The sequence below is a fragment of the Variovorax sp. LARHSF232 genome (assembly GCF_052871435.1).
The window spans coordinates 595,225-613,771 of sequence record NZ_JBIXJS010000003.1; the positions used below are offsets into that span (position 1 = coordinate 595,225).

Below are 18,547 nucleotides of genomic sequence, written 5' to 3' on the forward strand. Positions count from 1 at the left end.
TCTAGAACGAGAAGCGCATGCCGCCGACCCACTGCGTCAGGTCGTTGTCGGTGCCGCTGGTGATGCCCGAGGGAATCGAGAAGGAAGCGCGCCCGAGGCCGGCGCCGTCCTGGTTCCTGAAGTAGCTCACGCCCGTGTAGAGGGTGGTGCGCTTGGACAGCGAATATTCATAGCCGATGCCCAGCCCTTCAGTGCGCGCGTTGTCGATGTAGCGCGGCCGGTTCACCACGTACTGGATCTTCACCAGGCTGACGCCCAGCCGGTAGTCGGCGCCGAGCCACCAGCCGCTGCCGTCCTGGTTGGCGACACTTCGATCATCCACCGCGAGATAGGCGCCGCGCAGGCGCAGGCTGCCGAAGCTGTAGGCCGCACCCACGATCCAGCTGCGCCGATGCGCAAGCGGCGTCACGCTGCCGCCGCGGTCGTCGACATAGCCGGCGGCGATGTCGACCGGGCCCTGCGCGTAGCGCGCGTAGGCGTCCACCACGCGGTTGCCGCCGGCATCGTTGGTGACTTCGCCGAAGCCGCCCAGCACGCCGAAGCGAAAGCCGCCCCACACCGGCGACTCGTACTTGACGGCGTTGTTGATGCGCGCGGGGCCGCCGTTGCCGGTGCTGCTGTCGGCAGAGCCGCGCACCGGCTCGTAGCCGCCGAAGCCGCCCACCACCGCGCTGCTGGGCCCGTTGGACAGGTTGGAGAAGATGCTGAAGTCGCTGCTCAGGTTGTACAGGCTGCTGTACTGGCGCCCCAGCAGGATGCGGCCCGCCGGCTCGTAGCCGAAGCCGACATAGGACTGGCGGCCGAACAGCGCGTTCTGTCCGTAGGTGCCTTCGTCCATGTTGAGCCCGGTCTCCAGCACGAAGTCGGCGTTGAGGCCGCCGCCCAGATTCTCACGGCCCCGAAAACCCAGCCGCGAGCCCGACAGCCCGCCCGACTGCAGGCGCGAAACACGCCCACCACCGCCCCAGATGCCTTCGGAATACATATCGGCTATGCCGTAGACCGTGAGCGTGTCCTGCGCATGCACGGCACCCGCCAAGACGCAAAGTCCGAGGCCGGCGAGCGGCGTGCGTAGCGGCAGCAAATGGAGCATGGGTCGGCACTTCTTGTGTTTGCTTGGGCTTCATTACACGCGCCCCACCCAGGCATGGCAAGACTTGTGCGGGCGCCGGTGGCCGCCTTGCCATGCACCGTTGCCCGGCGTGCACAGTTGCACTTTACATTAGCCCCTTTGTCAGATTCGAGACGCGCTCGACGCAAGGAGAAATTCGCATGAACATCGGGCTTCGGCAGCGGTCGGCAGTGACACACATCTGTCGCAATCGCAGGGAAGCGGCATCGCCTGGATGGCGTCGCCTTGTTCTTTTGGTGTTGCCTGCATCGATGCTCATGGCGGCCTGTTCCAAGCAAGAGTCGACGGCACCGGCGGCACAACCGGCCGATGTGTCGGCACTCACGGTGAAGGCGCAGACCGTTCCCGTCACCTTCGAGTTCGTCGGCCAGACCGAAAGCTCTCAGCAGGTCGAGATTCGCGCGCGCGTGAGCGGCTTCCTGGAAAAACGCGTCTACACCGAAGGCAGTTTCGTCAAGCCCGGGCAGGTGCTGTTCACCATGGACGCCAAGCCCTTCCAGGCCGACTTGCAGGCTGCCAAAAGCGAGCTGGCGCAACAGCAGGCGCGCCTGACCACCGCGCGTGCCAACCTGAACCGCGTGAAGCCGCTGGTGGCCGACAACGCGCTGTCGGTGAAGGACCTGGACGATTCCACCGGCCAGGAACAGTCCGCCGCCGCCGCGGTGGAAGCGGCCCGCGCCAAGGTGACGGAGTCCGAGCTCAAGCTGGGCTACACCACCATCACCTCGCCGCTGGCCGGCCTGTCTTCCTTTGCCAAGATCCAGGACGGCGCCTACGTCAGCCCCGGCAACAGCCTGCTGACCTACGTGGCCCGGCTCGATCCGATGCGGGTGAACTTCAGCCTTTCGGAAAACGAAAGCCTGCGCAAGAAGGACGAGATCGCACGCGGCATCCTCAAGGCGGCGCCCAACGACAACTACCTGGTCGAAGTGGTGCTGGCCGATGGCTCGGTCTTTCCGCATCGCGGCCGAATCACCTTTGCCGATGCCTCCTTCAGTCAGGAGACCGGCACCTTCCTCCTGCGCGCCGAATTGCCCAACGCCGACGGCCAACTGCGCCCCGGCCAGTTCGTGCGCGTCAACGTGATCGGCTTCACCCGGCCCAACTCCATCGTGGTGCCGCAGCGCGCGGTGATCGAAGGCCCGAAGGGGCCCTTCGTGTGGGTGGTCGACCCGGAGGGCAAGGCCCAGCAGCGGCACGTGGAGGCCGGCGACTGGCTCGGCGACCAGTGGCTGGTGAGCAGCGGCCTGAAGGACGGCGACAAGGTGGTGGTCGACGGCTTCATGCGGCTGGCGCCGGGCTTGCCGGTCAAGGCCAAGGACGTGCCGGCCGAGCCGCTGCCGGATCCGACCGCGCGGCCGACGGGCAAGGTGGCTGCAGCGACTGGCGCGTCTGCCGCGCCGGCTCCGACCGCCGCGCCTTCCGCATCTGCCGCGCCGGCCGCCGCCGATGCGGACAACAAGACCGCCGTCTACTTCGCCGCCAACCGCGCCGGCATCGACGCCACCGGCCAGATCCGCCTGCTGGACATCGCCGCCGCCATGAAGGGGCAGCCCACCGCGCGCGCCACCTTGCACGGGTACGCCGACGCCAGCGGCAACGCCAAGCGCAACAAGGAACTCGCCAAGCAGCGTGCCCAAGCGGTGCGCGACGCGCTGGTCGCGGCCGGCGTCTCCGCCGAACGCATCGCGCTGCAGGCGCCAGCCGATATCACCGGCGGCAACTCGCCCGTCCAGGCGCGCCGCGTCGACATCGTGCTGGCGGGGGCACGATGAAGTTTGCGCATTTCTTCATCGACCGGCCCATCTTCGCGAGCGTCATTTCACTGGTCCTGGTGATCGCCGGGGCAGTGGCGATGGTGAACCTGCCGATCGCGCAGTTCCCCGACATCACGCCGCCGCAGATCTCCGTCACCGCCACCTATCCGGGCGCGAGCTCGGAGGTGGTGGCGCAGAACGTGGCCGCGCCGATCGAGCAGCAGGTCAACGGCGCCGACAACATGATGTACATGAACTCGACGTCGAGTTCGACCGGCAACATGACGCTGTCGGTGTACTTCGAGATCGGCACCGATCCGTCGCTGGCGCAGGTGGACGTGCAAAACCGCGTCAACCTGGCGCTGCCCACCTTGCCTTCCGCGGTGAGCGGGCAGGGCGTGTCGGTGGCCAAGAAGTCGCAAGCCTTCATGATGATCCTGGCGATCTATTCGCCCGACGCCAGCCAGGACCCGACCTACATCGCCAACTACGCCAACATCAATGTGTTGGATACCATCAAGCGCATTCCGGGCGCCAACCAGAGCTCGATCTTCGGCTCGCCCGACTACGCAATGCGCCTGTGGCTCAAGCCCGACCGCATGGCCAGTCTGGGTCTGACGGCCACCGAGGTGCAGCAGGCCGTGGCGGCGCAGAACCAGCAGTACGCGGCCGGCCGCCTGGGCGCCTCGCCCACCGCGACGCCGGTGCAGCAGACGTTCCCGGTGGCCACCTCGGGCCGCATGACCGAGCCCTCCCAGTTCGAGAACATCATCCTGCGCGCCTCCCAGCAGGGCACCGGCGCCATCGTGCGGGTGAAGGACATCGGCCACGTGGAGCTGGGCTCGAAGGACTATTCGATCCGCTCCAAGTACAACGGCAAGAACGCCACCTTGATCGCGGTCTACCAGCAGCCCGGCGCCAACGCGCTGCAGGTGGCCAAGGACGTGCGCGCCGCGCTGGCCGAGATGAAGAAGACCTTCCCGGCCGGGCTGGACTACGACATCGCGCTGGACACCACCGAGTTCGTGCAGGAGTCCATCACCGAGGTGGTGCACACCTTCCTCGAGGCCGTGGTGCTGGTGGTGCTGGTGGTGTTCCTGTTTCTGCAGAGCTTTCGCGCCACGCTGGTGCCGATCATGGCGGTGCCGGTGTCGATCATCGGCGCCTTCATCGGCCTCTCGGCGATGGGCTTCTCGATCAACATGCTGACCCTGTTCGGCATGATCCTGGCCATCGGCATCGTGGTGGACGACGCCATCGTGGTGGTGGAGAACGTCGAGCGCAACATGAACGAGTTCGGGCTCGATCCCAAGGCCGCGGCCAAGAAGGCCATGGACGAGGTGAGCGGCCCGGTGGTGGCCATCGTGCTGGTGCTGTGCGCGGTGTTCATCCCGGTGGCCTTCCTGTCGGGCATCACCGGCCAGCTGTACAAGCAGTTCGCCATCACCATCGCGGTGTCGGTGGTGCTGTCGGGCCTGGTGGCGCTGACCCTGTCGCCGGCGCTGGCGGCCATATTGCTCAAGCCGCACGCCCAAGGCGCGCACGAGCGCAAGGGCTTCTTCGGCTGGTTCAACCGGCGCTTCGATGCGCTCACCAACAGCTACAGCCGCACCACGATTCTGGTGATCAAGCGGGTGGCCGTGTCGCTGCTTCTGATCGTCGGCATGGTGGCGATCATGCTGGGCCTCTTCAAGAAGGTGCCCTCGTCCTTCCTGCCGGTGGAAGACCAGGGCTACATCTTCACCGCGGCCATCATGCCGGACGCCGCCAGCCTGGACCGCACCGAGGCCGCCACCGACCGGGCCCAGGCCTGGTACAGCCAGCAGCCGGGCGTGAAGTCGGTGGCATCGGTACCGGGCTTCTCGCTGATCGATTCGCAGCTCAAGACCAACGCCGGCCTCTTGTTCGTGTCGCTCAAGGGCTTTGCCGAACGGCAGGCACCCAACGAGAAGGCCGACGCGCTGATCCATGCCGCCGCCAAGGAGTTTTCGAAGGACCAGGAGAGCGTGATGATTCCGCTCAACCCGCCTTCCATTCCGGGCCTGGGCACCACTGGCGGCTTCGAGTTCTGGGTGCAGAGCGAAGGCGATGCGCCGTTGCAGCGGGTGGAGCAGCTCACGCGCGAGATCATCGCCAAGGCGCGGCACCGACCTGAACTGCAAGGTGTGAACTCCACCATCAACACGCGCTCGCGCCAGCTGATGGTGGACGTGGACCGCGACAAGGCCGAGAGCCTGGGCGTGCCGGTGCAGGACGTGTATTCCACCCTGCAGACGCTGTTCGGCTCGCTCTACGTGAGCCAGTTCCCGAAGAACAGCCGCCTGTTCCAGGTGATCCTGCAGGCCGAGCCCGACTACCGCACCAAGCCGGAAGACCTGCAGAACATGTACGTGCGCAGCCGCAACGGCCAGATGGTGCCGCTGAAGGCCGTGGCGACCACGCGCTACGTGATCGGCGCCGACATCGTGACGCGCTTCAACAACTTCACCGCGGCCAAGATCTCGGGCGGGCCGGCGCCGGGCTACAGCTCGGGCCAGGCGCTCGACGCCATGGAGGAGATCGCCAAGGAGGTGTTGCCGCAGGGCTTCTCGTATGCCTGGTCGGGCCAGGCCTACGAAGAGAAGAAGGCCGGCTCCACGGCCGGCATGGTGTTCGCCTTCGCGCTGGTGATGGTGTTCCTGATCTTGGCGGCGCAATACGAGAAGTGGTCGCTGCCCATCGGGGTGCTGCTGGCGGTGCCTTTTGCGCTGTTCGGCGCCATCACGGCGATCTGGCTGCGCGGCACGCAGAACGACATCTACTTCCAGATCGGCCTGACGGTGCTGATCGCGCTGGCGGCGAAGAACGCGATCCTGATCTTCGAGTTCGCGGTGGAGCTGCGCCACAAGGAAGGGCTGTCGGCCTACGACGCCGCCGTCGGCGCGGCCAAGATCCGGCTGCGCCCGATCGTCATGACCTCGCTGGCCTTCATCCTGGGCTGCATTCCGCTGGCCATTGCCAGCGGCGCCTCGTCGGCCAGCCGCCATTCGCTGGGCACCGGCGTGATCGGCGGCATGCTGGGCGCCACCGCGGTCGCGATCTTCTTCATCCCCATGTTCTTCTGGGGGCTGGAGACCTTGAGCGAGCGGACGTCCAGAAAGAAGAAGGACGTTGCTGCTGGTGTCGAAGCTGCCGTGCAAGTGGGCGAAGGAGCCGGCCATGCACCGCACTGACCGGATGATGAAGAGAACGGCGCCGGCGCTGGCGGCAGTGGCGGCGCTGTTGCTGCTGGCCGGCTGCATGCTGGGCCCCGACTACAAGCGCCCCGAGCTGGTGGTGCCGAACCAGTTCCGCGGCGAGCCGCCGCGCAGCGACATCAGCCCGACTGCGGCCGACACCGCCTGGTGGCAGCAGTTCGGCGACGCGCAGCTCGATGCGCTGATCGACGAGGCCCTGGCCAACAACCTGGACGTGGCAGTGGCGGCGGCGCGCGTCGATCAGTTCTATGGCGCGCTGGGCACCACGCGCTCGGCGCTCTTTCCGCAGCTGGGCGCTGATCTGTCCGGCACGCGTGCCCGTGCCAGCGGGCAGACCATCAGCCCGGCGCCGGCCACCAACCCCTACAACACGGTGCAGGCCAGCCTGCTGGCGAGCTGGGAGATCGACCTGTTCGGCCGCACGCGCCGGCTGACCGAGGCCGCCACGGCCGAGCTCAACGCCAGCGAAGCGGCCCGGCGCGGGACCGTGCTGTCGGTGGTGGCAGCCGTGACGGCCGGCTACGTGCGATTGCGCGACCTGGACCGCGAGGTGGAAGTAGCGCGCAGCACCTTGCAGCTGCGCAAGGAATCGCTGCAGCTGTTCGAGCGCCGCTTCAAGGGCGGCGTGGTGTCGGAGGTGGAAGTGAGCCAGGTGCGCTCGGAATACGCCACCGCCCTGCGCACCTTGCCGCAGCTGGAGCAGTCGGCGGCGCAGCAGGAAAACGCGCTGTCGGTGCTGGTGGGCCGCAACCCCGGTCCGATCGCACGCGGCCGTTCCATCAACGACCTGGCCATGCCGCCGGTGCCGGCCGGCCTGCCTTCGGAACTGATCGAGCGCCGGCCCGACCTGCTGGCCGCCGAGCAGTCGCTGGTGGCGGCCAATGCCCGCATCGGCGCGGCCAAGGCGGCGTACTTCCCGAGCATCTCGCTCACCGGCGCTTTCGGCGCAGCCAGCCGTTCCCTGTCCGACCTGTCCAGCGGGGCGGCGCGCGTCTGGAGCTACGGCGCCGACATCAGCATGCCGATCTTCACCGCCGGCGCCATCGCCGGCCAGGTGACCAGCGCCGAGGCTGCGCAGCGCGAATCGCTGGCGCGCTACCGCAGGGCGGTGCAAAGCGGCTTTCAGGAAACCGAGGACGCGCTGGTCGGCGTCACCAAGTCGCGCGAGGCGCTCGATGCGTCGAAGCTGCAGGTGGAGTCGCTGGCGACCTACGCGCGGCTGGCGCGGCGCAAGTACGAAGGCGGCTACACCAGCTACCTGGAAGTTCTGGACGCCGAGCGCAGCCTGTTCAACGCACAGCTGGAGTTGGCGCAGGCGCAGGCCAACGTGCTGCTGCAGGCCACGGCGTTATACAAGTCGCTGGGTGGCGGCTGGGTCGATCTGGCGGACCAGAAGTCGCTCAAGCCGGAGAAGGGCTAGCCTGCTTCGCGCAAGCCGGCCGCATGGGGCAGGTGCCGCCGGCTTGCGTGCGAAATGTCATTGGAAGCTGTGGCGTGGTGGGTACGCCGTGCGCTTGCGCGGCGGCGCAGCAGGCTACGATTCGTCGGGAAACATCGAGTTACAAACATGTCCGACAACAACCACTCCTCCCGTCTGCTTGCAGCCTCCAACCCGGCGTCCGGTCCCCTGGGCCGCCGCGAATTCGCCACCTGGCTGGGCGCCGCTGCCCTGGGCCTGGGCGTCGCGGGCCGCGCGAAGGCGCAGGCGGCAGCACCCATCGCCCGGCTGCGCATCGTCATTCCGGCCAACGAAGGCGGCGGCTGGGACCAGACCGGCCGCGCCCTGGGCGCCGCCATCCAGGCGGCCGGCGCGGCCAGCGAGGTGGTCTACGAGAACATCGGCGGCAAGGGCGGAACCATCGGCCTGGCCAAGTACGTGGAGAAGTACGACGCCGACCCCGACGCGCTGCTGATGGGCGGCATGGTGATGGTGGGCGCGGTGGCGCTGCAAAAGCCGGCCGTGGACATGAGCCGAATCCAGCCGGTGGCGCGCCTCACCAGCGACTACGAGGTGGTGGTGGTGAAGGCCGATTCGCCCATCGCCACCGCCAAGGAACTGATCACGCGGCTGCGCTCGAACGCGGCCGGCACCGCCATCGCCGGCGGCTCCGCCGGCGGGGTCGACCACATGTTCGCCGGCATGCTGGCGCGTGTGGCCGGCAGCACCGCCAGCCTGGTCTACCTGCCGCACGCCGGCGGGGCGCAGGTGGTGGAGTCGGTCGAATCGGGCAAGGCCGTGGCCGGCATTTCGGGCTACAGCGAGTTCAAGGACGGCATCGCCAGCGGCAAGCTGCGCGCCATCGGCGTGTCGGCCAAGCGCCCCTTCCTGGGCATTCCGTCGGTGCGCGAGCAGGGCGTGGATGCCGACCTGGCCAACTGGCGCGGCATCTTCACCGGCAAGGCCGTGCCGGCGGCGCGCCAGCGCGAACTGGTGGCCGCAGCGCAGCGCGCGGTGCAGACCGACGCCTGGCAGAAGACCTTGAAGCGCCAGAACTGGGACGCGTCGTGGATGGACGGCAAGGACTTCCAGGGCTACCTGGAGCTCGAGCAGTCGATGGCCGGGGTGATGACCATGCTGTTGAAGCTCAAGGCCTAAGCGGCCACCAGATCCAGGTTGGTGGGGCCGGGCAAGGCGCGTGCTGCCCGTAGCCGGACGGGAAGTTCGAGCACGACAGCGCTAATCAGGAAACGCGACGCCGGGCTCCCCAACCTTCCACGTTGAGTATTTCCGCGTGGCCCGTGCCCAGAGCGCGCCTTGCGTGAGTCCGTCGAGCCAGCGCTGCAGCATCGGCCACGGCTGCATCGCGAACCATTCGGCATCGGTCTGCGCGAACTGCCGCACGAAGGGCGCGATGGCCATATCGGCCAAGGCGGGCCGATCGCCGAACAGATGTGACGTGCCTTGCAGCCGATCGTTCAGCGCCATCAGGAAGTGCGCGCCCCGCAGCCGGTGCACGGCCATGTCGGCGCCTTCGAAACGGTTCGGATACTTGTATCGATCGAGCTGCTGCTTGAAGTCGCCGTCGCATCGCGCGATGAGTTCCAGCATGTCTGCGTGCGTGCCGCGATCGGGTTGCAGCCATTGCCCGGGGTCCTGGCGTGCCAGGGCCCAATGCATGATGTCCAGGCTCTGGTCGATCACCGTGCCGTCAATATCGACCAGCACCGGCACCGTGCCCTTGGGGGAGGCCGCCAGCAGATCGGCCGGCTTGTCGCGCAGCACCACCTCACGGAGTTCGCAGCGCTGCCCGCTCGCCACCAGCGCAAAGCGGGCGCGCATCGCGTAGGGGCAGCGGCGAAACGAATAGAGGACGGGGACGCGCAGGTTCACCACTTGTTGCGCAGTTCGCGAAGCTTGACGAACACCGTTTTCGGATCCGGGTTCTCGGGCAGATCCGGAAAGGCCTCGCGCAGCGCCGCAATGACACTCGGGCTGGACAGGCGCAGGAAAGTGTTGATCTGCTTTTCCTCGTCCAGCGTCGTCACGCGGCCCCTGGCTGGGTCCTGCCCCGCGACGTCGGGCAACAGCGCCTGGGCCGCCGCGTTGTCGGGTTCGCGCGCGAGGGTGAAACGCAAGTTGTTCTCGATGTAGTCGTGGCCTGGATAGACGCGCGTCCCGGCGGGCAGCTTGGCAAGCTGCTCGACGAAGGTGGTGTACAGCGCTTCGGCATTGCCGCCGTTGTGGCAATTGCCCGCGCCCGCGTTGAACAGCGTGTCGCCGGAAAAAAGTGCCGGGTTCTCCGTGTGAGAGCGCAGGCAGATATGGCACATCGTGTGGCCGGGCGTGTCCATGCATTCGAGCTCGACGGTCTTGCCGACCTTGATCACGTCGCCGGCCTGGACGCCGCGATGCACGCCCGAGATGCGAGATCCTGACAGATGGTGCGCAATCACCTTGGCGCCGGTTGCCGCGACGACGGCCGCATTGCCTCCGGTGTGGTCGTGGTGCTCGTGCGTATTGAGAATCTGCGTGATCTGCCAGCCCTTTTCCCTGGCGGCGGCCAGGCACTTCTGGTGGTCCAGCGGATCGATGGCGAGGGCCTCGCCGCTTTCGGGGCAGGCGATCAGGTAGTTGTAGTTGCGGTACGCATTGCCGGTCCAGATACGCTCGACGATCATGGGAGGCTCCAGGTGTCAAAGGGGCGTCCGGCAAGCATAGCGCCGGCGGCGCGGGAGCCGCTGCTAGACTTCTCCCATGCCTCGCCTTGTCTGGATTTCCGAGCAGATTCGAATTCCCCGCTGACCGGGTACGCGCGCGTCGTCCCGGTCAGCCGGGTCGATGCCACGCGAACGGGCCATTTCGTTCGTCCTTCGATCCCACGCGCATGTCGCTGCCTGCCGCTGCCTGCGGCCGGCGCCCTCAGCAAACGGGATCAAACGATGAAGCCCCCACATTTTTTACCCGCGCCCCATCTTGAGCAGGTCTACCTCATCGAACGTGATGCGGGCTTGCTCTGCCGCATCCTGGGTCTGTACGCCTCGCGCGGAATCGACGTGCTGCGAGCAGAGTACGCCTATGCAGCGCAGGACGTGATGACGCTGAAAGTCTGCGTGGCCAACGAAGCAGAAGGCAGCGTCGAGATACTGCGCGTGTTGATCGACAAGGCAGCAAGCCTTGTCGGTGTGTTCGCTGCCGCTGAACAGCCGACCGCCATGCAGAGAGTGGCCTAGGCGCGCCTTGTTTGGCGGCGAGTCCGACGCAGCGCGCGCCCCGAACCTAGCTAAGACCCGTGACCGGCAGGGCCGCGCCGTGCACGGCGCGCGCGGCATCGGAAGCCAGGAAGGCAATCACTTCGGCCAGGTCTTGCGGCGCCACCCACTGGGTCGGGTCGGCATCGGGCATGGCGGCCCGGTTCTCCGGCGTGTCAATGATGGTGGGCAGCACGCAATTCACGTTGATGTTCTGCGTGCGCAGCTCGGCCGCCATCGACTCGGTGATGCGGATCACCGCGCTCTTGGACGCGATGTACGCGCCCATCTGCGCCAGTCCGCGCTGGGCCGAGAAGGCGCCGATGTTGACGATCTTGCCGCCGCCCTGCTTTTGCATCTGTGGCACCACCGCGTGCGCCATGTGCTGCACGGTGTGGAAGTTCAGGCCGAACAGGAAGTCCCAGGTCTTGGCGTCGGTGGCATGCACCGGATCGCCCATGCGAAAGCCGCCGGCCAGGTTGCACAGCACGTCGATGCGGCCGAAGCGCGCGATGACGGCCTGTGCTGCCGCATCCGCTTCTTCCTCTTTCATCAGGTTGCCGGCAAAGAAGGCCTGTCGATCATGCTCGGCGCCAAAGGCTTGCTGCAGCGCATCGGCCTTCAGGTCGACCAGCGCCAGCCGCGCACCCTGCTGCGAAAAGGCCTGCGCCACCGCGCGGCCCAGGTTGCCGGCCGCACCGGTGACGAGCACCACCTTGTCCTGGAAGTTCATGCTTGTTGGCCCTGGTTGTCTTTCTTGGCGCGATGGTAGCTGCCGGTGCCGCGCGAAATCACCCGGTCGGTGGGCAGCACGGTGCCGGGTTCGTAGTCTTCCTTGCCGGCAATGCGCTGGTACAGCGGCCCGAAGTCGATCGTCGCCAGCTCCAGCAATTGCTGCAGGCCGTCGATGACGAAATAGCTCTCTTGAAAATCGTCGATGCGGTAGCGCGTGCGCATCACGCGCTCCAGTTCGAAGGCGATGCGGTTGGGCGAGGCGTCGTCCAGCGCAAAGACCGACTCGGTGCGCGACGACGCAATGCCCGCGCCGTAGATGCGCACGCCGTCTTTCTGCTGCACCAGGCCGAATTCGACCGTGTACCAGTACACGCGCGCCAGCTTGTCCAGAACGCCCAGCTGTTGCGCGCGCAGGCCGCCCTTGCCGTAGGCCTGGATGTAGTCGGCGATCACCGGGTTCATCAGCATCGGCACATGGCCGAACACATCGTGGAAGACGTCGGGCTCTTCCAGGTAGTCGAGCTCGTCGGGCTTGCGGATGAACTGGCCCGCCGGAAAGCGCCGGTTGGCTAGGTGATCGAAGAAGACTTCGTCGGGCACCAGGCCCGGCACCGCCACCACCTGCCAGCCGGTGCGCTGCATCAGCACGTCGCTCAGGCGCCGGAAGTCGGGGATCTCATCCGGGCCGATGGGCAGCTTCTTCATGCCGTCGACGAACTCGTCGCAGGCGCGGCCAGGCAAGAGCTTGGTCTGGCGCTCGAAGAGCAGCTTCCACACTGCGTGCTCGGCCGGCGAGTAGTTGTCCCAGCCCTGGTCGATGGTCCAGTCGCGGCGGTGTGGTTGTGCGCCGCCGGCCAGGCCGTGCTTGACCTGTTGCAGCATGTCAGGCCGTCTGCAGCACGCCGCGGCGCACCTGGTCGCGTTCGATCGATTCGAACAGCGCCTTGAAGTTGCCCTCGCCGAAGCCGTCGCTGTAGTCGCCCTTGCGCTGGATGAACTCGAAGAACACCGGACCGCCGAAGACGGTCTGCGAGAAGATCTGCAACAGCAGCCGCGGGTTGCCGCCCTCGGTGGTGCCGTCCAGCAGGATGCCGCGCGCCTGCAGGTCACCGATCGACTCGCCGTGGCCCGGCAGGCGGGTCTCGAGCATCTCGTAGTAGATGTCGTTGGGCGCGGTCATCAGCGGCACACCGGCCAGGCCGAGCTGGTCGATGGTCTCGATGAGGTTGTCGCTCAGCAGGGCGATGTGCTGGATGCCCTCGCCGTTGAACTTCATCAGGAACTCCTCGATCTGGCCCGAGCCCTTGGACGATTCCTCGTTCAACGGGATGCGGATCTTGCCGTCTGGCGCCGTCAGCGCCTTCGAGGTCAGGCCGGTGTACTCGCCCTGAATGTCGAAGTAGCGGATCTCGCGGAAGTTGAAGAGCTTCTCGTAGAAGTTGGCCCAGAAGGCCATGCGGCCGCGATACACGTTGTGCGTGAGGTGGTCGATGACCTTGAGGCCGAGGCCCGGCGGGTGGCGATCGACGCCTTCGATGAACTCGAAGTCGATGTCGTAGATCGACTTGCCGTCTTCAAAGCGGTCGATCAGGTATAGCGGTGCACCGCCGATGCCCTTGATGGCGGGCAGGCGCAGCTCCATCGGGCCGGTGGCGATCTCGATCGGCTGGGCGCCCAGTTCCAGCGCGCGCTTGTAGGCCTTGTGCGAGTCCTTCACGCGGAAGGCCAGCCCGCAGGCCGACGGGCCGTGCTCGGCGGCGAAGTAGGCGGCCGGGCTGTGCGGCTCCCGGTTCACGATGAAGTTGATGTCGCCCTGGCGGTACAGCACCACGTCCTTGGAGCGGTGCCTGGCGACCAGCGTGAAGCCGAGTTTCTCGAAGAAGGGTTCCAGAGTGTTCGCGGCGGGCGAGGCGAATTCGACGAACTCGAAGCCTTGCAGTCCCATGGGGTTGTCAAACAAATCGGCCATGCCAGTCTCCATCAGGGGTGAGTATTAGATGGTTCCCGATGCTACGAATTCATCGAGCAGGTTTACTGCATTTTGCGTCTGTTGCCTAGTGTGATGCGCAGGAATCCTGCAAAATCTTCCAAATGAACGCACAAGTCCAACTCGACAAGATCGATATACGCGTTTTGGAGGTGCTCCAGGCCGATGGCCGGGCCACCTACGACCAGGTGGCGGAGAAGGTGGGCCTGTCGCCCTCGGCCACCTTGCGCCGGGTCAAGCGCCTGGAGGAATCGGGCGTCATTGGCCGTTATGTGGCGCTGGTGCAGCCCGAGCGGGTGGGGCTCACGCTCACCGCCTACATCAACGTGCGCCTGGAAAAGCATGCCGAGACGCACAAGCGCAGCCCCATGGACGCCTTCCGCGCCTCGGTGCAGGGCTGGCCCGAGGTGGTGGAGTGCAGCTCGCTCACCGGCGAGATGGATTACCTGTTGACGGTGCTGGTGGCCGACATGGCGCACTACTCGCGCTTTGTCATGGACACGCTGCTCAAGCACCCGAGCGTGCAGGACTGCAAGACGAGTTTTGTGCTGGAGCGGATCAAGAGGACGACGGCGTTGCCGCTGTAAGACAGTCCACGTCGAGGCGGCGAGCGAGTGGCAGGCTGCTCGGCGCGCTTCTTGGCTGGCCGAAAGAAATAATCGTTGCTAAATGTCAACTTAAGTTCTTGACCACTCTTACATTGTGTATAGACTGCTCAGCGATCGTCCAAACAGCATCACAACAGACAAGGAGTCTATTCATGGGTTGGTTCATGCAAAAGCACGACATCTACGTCGGCAGTATCCTGGATGAATTGAATCTTCGATTTGCTCCTACTCAGGGCACAGATCTTCTGTTTGGCGGCATCGAAGAAATGGCCGCCTTGCAAAAGGAGTTCAAGATATTCAAGGAAGGCCGATCTTTTCAAGCGAGCTCCGCCGTATTGAATATTGGTGCGCGCAATGCCGAAGCGAAGAATGGATGGCTCGGTTACCTGGGAAGTCTGCATCAACATCCCTCCAACAAGGGCGCACAAAATGGTGACGCCGCCATCGTTAGTGCCTTGAAGAAGAATCTTGCATCAAAGGCTCCATTGCCGGTGTATTTCACGTCGCACAGTTTGCAAGAAGACGAGATGGTCAAGGTCACTGAAAAGGCCCGTCCCATCCATTACCTGGAGCAGGACTACCTCGTTATTTCCTTGCCCATGCAGTCGGTGCAGGCGGCCAGGGCCTCCATGAAGGTGAAAGCAAGGGCAAGGGCAAACGCAAAGGCTGCCGCCAAGAAGAAGGCAAGCTGAAGAGGCGATGAATCCCGGTGCGGCAGCGCCGCTGCTTGCTGCACAGGGGCCTTTGCTTGCCTCCGTAGGCTCCTATTACTCGGAAAAGATCCAGCAATACGGGGCAGTACCTCTGGGTGTCGACTGGTCTTGCGTTCCCACGCAAGAAATGCGGTTTGTGCAATTGCTGAAACTGTGCGACTTCAGCAGCGATTTTTCGCTGAATGACGTCGGTTGTGGCTACGGCGCGCTGCTTCAATATTTGACCCGGCGGCGGCTGCGCGGTCGGGTCGACTATCTGGGGACGGATTTAAGCCAAGACATGATTGCGGCGGCGACCGAGCGCTGGCGCCGCCATCGTTTAGCGGAATTTTCCGTCGCCTGCAATACACCGCGCGTCGCGGATTATTCAGTCGCAAGCGGGACGTTCAACGTCAAATTGCAAGGCTCCGATGAGGCTTGGGAGCTTCTCGTTGGTGACAGCCTTGAATGCCTGCACCGCATGAGCCGCCGAGGATTCGCCGTCAATTTTCTTTGCCCTCCCATGCGTGCTGAATCAAGAATTCCAGAGCTTTACTACGCAGAGCCCGAGCGCTGGGCCTCTCGTTGTGAAGAGCGCTTCGGGGTGGATGTCGAAGTGCTGAGCGGCTATGGGATCAAGGAGTACACCCTATTGGTGCGTCGCCGCACTACTTGATGGCGCCGATTTCGAATTGAAGGCTTGAAGATACTCGTAGCAAGCCAGATCCAGTTTCTTCTGCAGGATCGAAGCTCCTGTCACGTCGATCAGTTCCTTCGCCCGCTCCAGCAGCAGGGGAATCCGCTCAAGCTGGCCGTGGCGCAGCAGTGCCGCGCCCAGCACGATGAGCGATCGGCATTCCGCGAACCTGTTGCTTTGCAGGGTTGCCGCATTGATAGCGCTTTCTGAATGGCTGATCGCGCTGGCGTACGTGCCTTCCGCCAGGCAGCATTCCGCCAAGCTGGCCAAAATTTCTGGCCCAAATTCGAGTGCAGCGCGAGACTCTCGCAAGCGCGCCAATGCCTCATTGAAGGACTCTCTGGCCTGGGAAAAATTGCCAAGCACGAAAGCCGCAAGGCCAGCGCTGTTGCGCGCGAACACCTGTGCATAGGCGCTGCTCGACGTCTCGGCGAACTTCGATACCTGCACCGCATGGTCCGCAACAAGGTCCCTGTTTTCGGCGCACCACGCCAAGTCAATGTGGACGTGATGTGCAATCTGCTTCATTACCGGGTCGGCGGTTGCGGCAGCCCGCTCGGAGATCTGAGTCAACTGCTGGAGAGCCTCGTCAAAGCGGCCCAGCCTGTTTAGCAACCTGGTCCTGATTCCATATGCCCACTGATCAACGTCCACGCCGATGAACTCGCGGTCGTAGTCGTCGATTTCGGCGTGATCTGCAAGGCCGGCTTCATTGGCCGCGATACCTTCCCTTAGAAGACCCGACCAGGCGCAGGCGTGGCTCAGGGAAATATTCAACAGCGCTCTGCGTCCTGTGCCGATGGAGTGCGGGGCCAATGCCAGTGCCTTCTTGACGCAACGCATGTACTCGTCCGACGCACCCCCGTTGGATTGCAGGCTGCGCCCTTGGGCAAACAAGAGGAGCTGGATCAGGTTGATGTCCGTCTGCTCTGCGTGAGCCAGCGATTCCTCGATGATCTGCTGGATCTCCTCCTGACGCAGGCCTTCACGCCAACCCAGAAGCACGATCCGCCCCCCGGCCAGGGAACGCAAGCCAGCAGCTTCTTTTGTCGGAACTTGGTCCTTCAAAAACTCGCGAACTCGTCGCCAATGCCTTGTTGCCTGCGCCGCGTTGGTGGAAGCAATCCATTTTGCCGCTCGCGCTTCATGCTCCGCCGCCTTCAAGTATTCGCCGGCCGCCGCGTAGTGGTGGGCAATCAGGGCCGCAAACTCCTTGCCCCGGCTGCGGTAGTACTGCTCCATGGCAGCCGCGGCAGCCTGGTGCAGCGCGGATCGCCTTGTGCGCAACTGGGTTTCGTAGGCAACTTCCTGGATGAGCGGGTGCCGAAAGGAGTACTCAAGCCCGGATTCGTTTGAACGCAGCTGAATGAAATCCATGGCACACAGTCGCTCCAGTCCCTGGCTGATGTCGCCTGAAATTTCTTCCTTGGCAATCCGCTCCAGCACGGCCAGCGGAATGTCCTTGCCAATCACCGAGCAAATTTGAAGCAGGGATTTGTCAACGGCATCCAGACGGTCGATCCGCGCGCCGATGATCGATTGGACATTGAACGGGACGGATCTCTCCAGAGCGTCGATCTTGCTTTCCAGCCTCGATTGGCCAAGAGAAATGACGTCTTCGTTCAAAGAGCGGACAAGCTCTTCCGCAAAGAGCGGGTTACCGCAACTGCGCCGGATGATCAGATCGCGCGCGACGGACAAATCGCGGCGATAGCTGGTGAGATCGGTGACGATCTGATCGATGATCTCGTTGCTGAGATCGGGAAGATCCATCCTTTTATAGTTCGGACCTGTCTGCCATGGGGCGACGAACGTCGGGCGGTGGTTCAGCAGCAGAAGGATTTTTGTTCCAACGACGGCGGCGACCAACTCGGACAGGAACTCGAGGCTGGGTTCATCAAGCCAATGCAGATCCTCCAGCAGAATCAATATGACTCTGTCGCGTGGCTGCCTGGCCAACTGCCGGGTGATGGCAAGCAGGCGTGCGCGGCGTGCCGTCGATACAGATGTCGGCGATGCGTCTTCGGAATTGATCAGGCCGATGAAATCGGCCAGCAGCGTTTCGTCCTGCTCGTCCAGCACAAGCTCGCCATGCGTTCCTTGAACTGCGAGGGTCTCTGCAATTTTTCTTCTCGCGATGACGGAATCATCGATGTCGGAAATATTGAAGAAGCACCTTCTGAACAGTTCGAGGACCGGCTGCAGCGGTGCCGCATGGCCGTAGAGTTGCGCCCGGATTTCATGCACCACGAGGCCGCGCCTGCGGCACCAGTCTGCAAACTCCGAGCAGAGGCGGCTCTTTCCTGCACCGGGTACGCCCGAGATCCCAATGACAGGGGCATCGCCTCGTTCTGCGCGGCGGATGGCCGATTGCAGCAGCCGCATCTCTCGGACGCGGCCGTGAAATTGCGATCGCGTGTTTCGGCGCAGCAGCACTTCGGGGCCAATCTTGCTTCGCACCAGGGCGAAGAGCGGCATTGCGACGCTGATCCCCTTGAGCGGGACGGGGCCCAAGACTTGAAAGTCGTAGTACTCGTCAGCCTGATCCCGGCCGGCTTGGGTAATTCGGATCTCTCCTGGCTCAGAGCTTGCCATCACGCGGCTCGCGATGTGGATGGTCAAGCCGTGCACGCCATCGCTGCGCGCGCTGACTCCGACCGTCGGGTCGGAAGCAATCTGCCCCGTGTGCAGGCCGATGCGAATGCCCAGGTCCCAGGCCTCATTGGCAAAGACGGCTTGGATGCGCAACGCGGCCTCGCATGCCAATCGAACGTGGCCCTCAAGAGTTCGGGGCGCCCCGAACAGGGCCAGGATTCCATCGCCCAGCGTGCGAACCACCGTGCCGCCATAGCGCTCGACCGCATCGCACATCTGCCGCAGGGCAGGCTGCAGCCGTTGCATGGCCTCTTCCGGCCCAAGTTGAGCGACCTTCTCGGTCGAGTTCGCAATGTCGGCGAACAGCACCGTTGCGATCTTCAATTCACCCCGAGGCTCGGCAAGCCGCGGCAAGGCGG

The 18,547-nt window shown here is 64.7% G+C and carries 15 protein-coding genes; 8 read left to right on the forward strand and 7 right to left on the reverse strand.

What is annotated here, in order from left to right:
* Position 1 precedes the first annotated feature (1 nt).
* Positions 2–1,093: a porin gene (locus tag ACIPRI_RS11670; RefSeq protein WP_446621593.1), complete on the reverse strand. Its 1,092-nt coding sequence runs from the start codon at positions 1,091–1,093 to the stop codon at positions 2–4.
* Positions 1,094–1,389: 296 nt separating this feature from the next.
* Here ACIPRI_RS11670 and ACIPRI_RS11675 point away from each other — a divergent pair, with 296 nt between their 5' ends.
* The 4 genes from ACIPRI_RS11675 (at position 1,390) to ACIPRI_RS11690 (ending at position 8,721) form a co-directional block, all read left to right on the forward strand.
* The gene (locus ACIPRI_RS11675; protein ID WP_446621594.1) at positions 1,390–2,907 is read left to right on the forward strand and encodes an efflux RND transporter periplasmic adaptor subunit; all 1,518 of its coding nucleotides are present in this window, start codon (positions 1,390–1,392) and stop codon (positions 2,905–2,907) included.
* Positions 2,904–6,101 (forward strand): efflux RND transporter permease subunit, encoded by a 3,198-nt coding sequence (locus tag ACIPRI_RS11680; RefSeq protein ID WP_446621595.1) that lies wholly within the window; start codon positions 2,904–2,906, stop codon positions 6,099–6,101. The genes ACIPRI_RS11675 and ACIPRI_RS11680 overlap by 4 nt, the downstream gene beginning before the upstream one ends.
* A complete protein-coding gene (locus ACIPRI_RS11685; protein WP_446621596.1) occupies positions 6,088–7,545 on the forward strand; it encodes an efflux transporter outer membrane subunit in 1,458 nt (485 codons plus the stop codon). Before ACIPRI_RS11680 ends, ACIPRI_RS11685 begins: the two co-directional genes overlap by 14 nt.
* 147 nt (positions 7,546–7,692) lie before the next feature.
* A complete protein-coding gene (locus ACIPRI_RS11690; protein ID WP_446621597.1) occupies positions 7,693–8,721 on the forward strand; it encodes a Bug family tripartite tricarboxylate transporter substrate binding protein in 1,029 nt (342 codons plus the stop codon).
* 81 nt (positions 8,722–8,802) lie between these two features.
* Here ACIPRI_RS11690 and ACIPRI_RS11695 read toward each other — a convergent pair whose 3' ends face one another.
* A complete protein-coding gene (locus ACIPRI_RS11695; protein WP_446621598.1) occupies positions 8,803–9,459 on the reverse strand; it encodes a glutathione S-transferase in 657 nt (218 codons plus the stop codon).
* The gene (locus ACIPRI_RS11700; protein ID WP_446621599.1) at positions 9,453–10,244 is read right to left on the reverse strand and encodes a hydroxyacylglutathione hydrolase; all 792 of its coding nucleotides are present in this window, start codon (positions 10,242–10,244) and stop codon (positions 9,453–9,455) included. The genes ACIPRI_RS11695 and ACIPRI_RS11700 overlap by 7 nt, the downstream gene beginning before the upstream one ends.
* A 261-nt stretch (positions 10,245–10,505) precedes the next feature.
* Here ACIPRI_RS11700 and ACIPRI_RS11705 point away from each other — a divergent pair, with 261 nt between their 5' ends.
* Positions 10,506–10,796, forward strand: a complete 291-nt coding sequence (locus ACIPRI_RS11705; protein ID WP_446621600.1) for a hypothetical protein — start codon at positions 10,506–10,508, stop codon at positions 10,794–10,796.
* 46 nt (positions 10,797–10,842) lie between these two features.
* On the opposite strand, the gene ACIPRI_RS11710 is transcribed toward ACIPRI_RS11705, so the two are convergent.
* From ACIPRI_RS11710 to hppD, 3 genes are read right to left on the reverse strand one after another with little or no spacing between them, the layout of a single operon-like run.
* Complete coding sequence (locus ACIPRI_RS11710) at positions 10,843–11,547, reverse strand: SDR family NAD(P)-dependent oxidoreductase (protein ID WP_446621601.1); 705 nt, start codon at positions 11,545–11,547, stop codon at positions 10,843–10,845.
* The gene (gene phhA / locus ACIPRI_RS11715) at positions 11,544–12,431 is read right to left on the reverse strand and encodes a phenylalanine 4-monooxygenase (protein WP_446621602.1); all 888 of its coding nucleotides are present in this window, start codon (positions 12,429–12,431) and stop codon (positions 11,544–11,546) included. Before phhA ends, ACIPRI_RS11710 begins: the two co-directional genes overlap by 4 nt.
* A 1-nt stretch (position 12,432) precedes the next feature.
* Complete coding sequence (gene hppD / locus ACIPRI_RS11720) at positions 12,433–13,518, reverse strand: 4-hydroxyphenylpyruvate dioxygenase (protein WP_446621603.1); 1,086 nt, start codon at positions 13,516–13,518, stop codon at positions 12,433–12,435.
* Between the two features lie 122 nt (positions 13,519–13,640).
* Between hppD and ACIPRI_RS11725 the strand changes: the two genes are divergently transcribed.
* The 3 genes from ACIPRI_RS11725 (at position 13,641) to ACIPRI_RS11735 (ending at position 15,512) form a co-directional block, all read left to right on the forward strand.
* The gene (locus ACIPRI_RS11725) at positions 13,641–14,123 is read left to right on the forward strand and encodes an Lrp/AsnC family transcriptional regulator (RefSeq protein ID WP_446621604.1); all 483 of its coding nucleotides are present in this window, start codon (positions 13,641–13,643) and stop codon (positions 14,121–14,123) included.
* Between the two features lie 173 nt (positions 14,124–14,296).
* Positions 14,297–14,836 (forward strand): hypothetical protein, encoded by a 540-nt coding sequence (locus ACIPRI_RS11730; RefSeq protein WP_446621605.1) that lies wholly within the window; start codon positions 14,297–14,299, stop codon positions 14,834–14,836.
* 7 nt (positions 14,837–14,843) lie between these two features.
* Positions 14,844–15,512, forward strand: coding sequence for a class I SAM-dependent methyltransferase (locus ACIPRI_RS11735; protein WP_446621606.1), 669 nt, complete (start codon positions 14,844–14,846; stop codon positions 15,510–15,512).
* Here the strand turns inward: ACIPRI_RS11735 and ACIPRI_RS11740 are convergent.
* A complete protein-coding gene (locus ACIPRI_RS11740; RefSeq protein WP_446621709.1) occupies positions 15,486–18,497 on the reverse strand; it encodes an ATP-binding protein in 3,012 nt (1,003 codons plus the stop codon). The two genes, ACIPRI_RS11735 and ACIPRI_RS11740, sit on opposite strands and share 27 nt — an antisense overlap.
* Between the last annotated feature and the right edge of the window lie 50 nt (positions 18,498–18,547).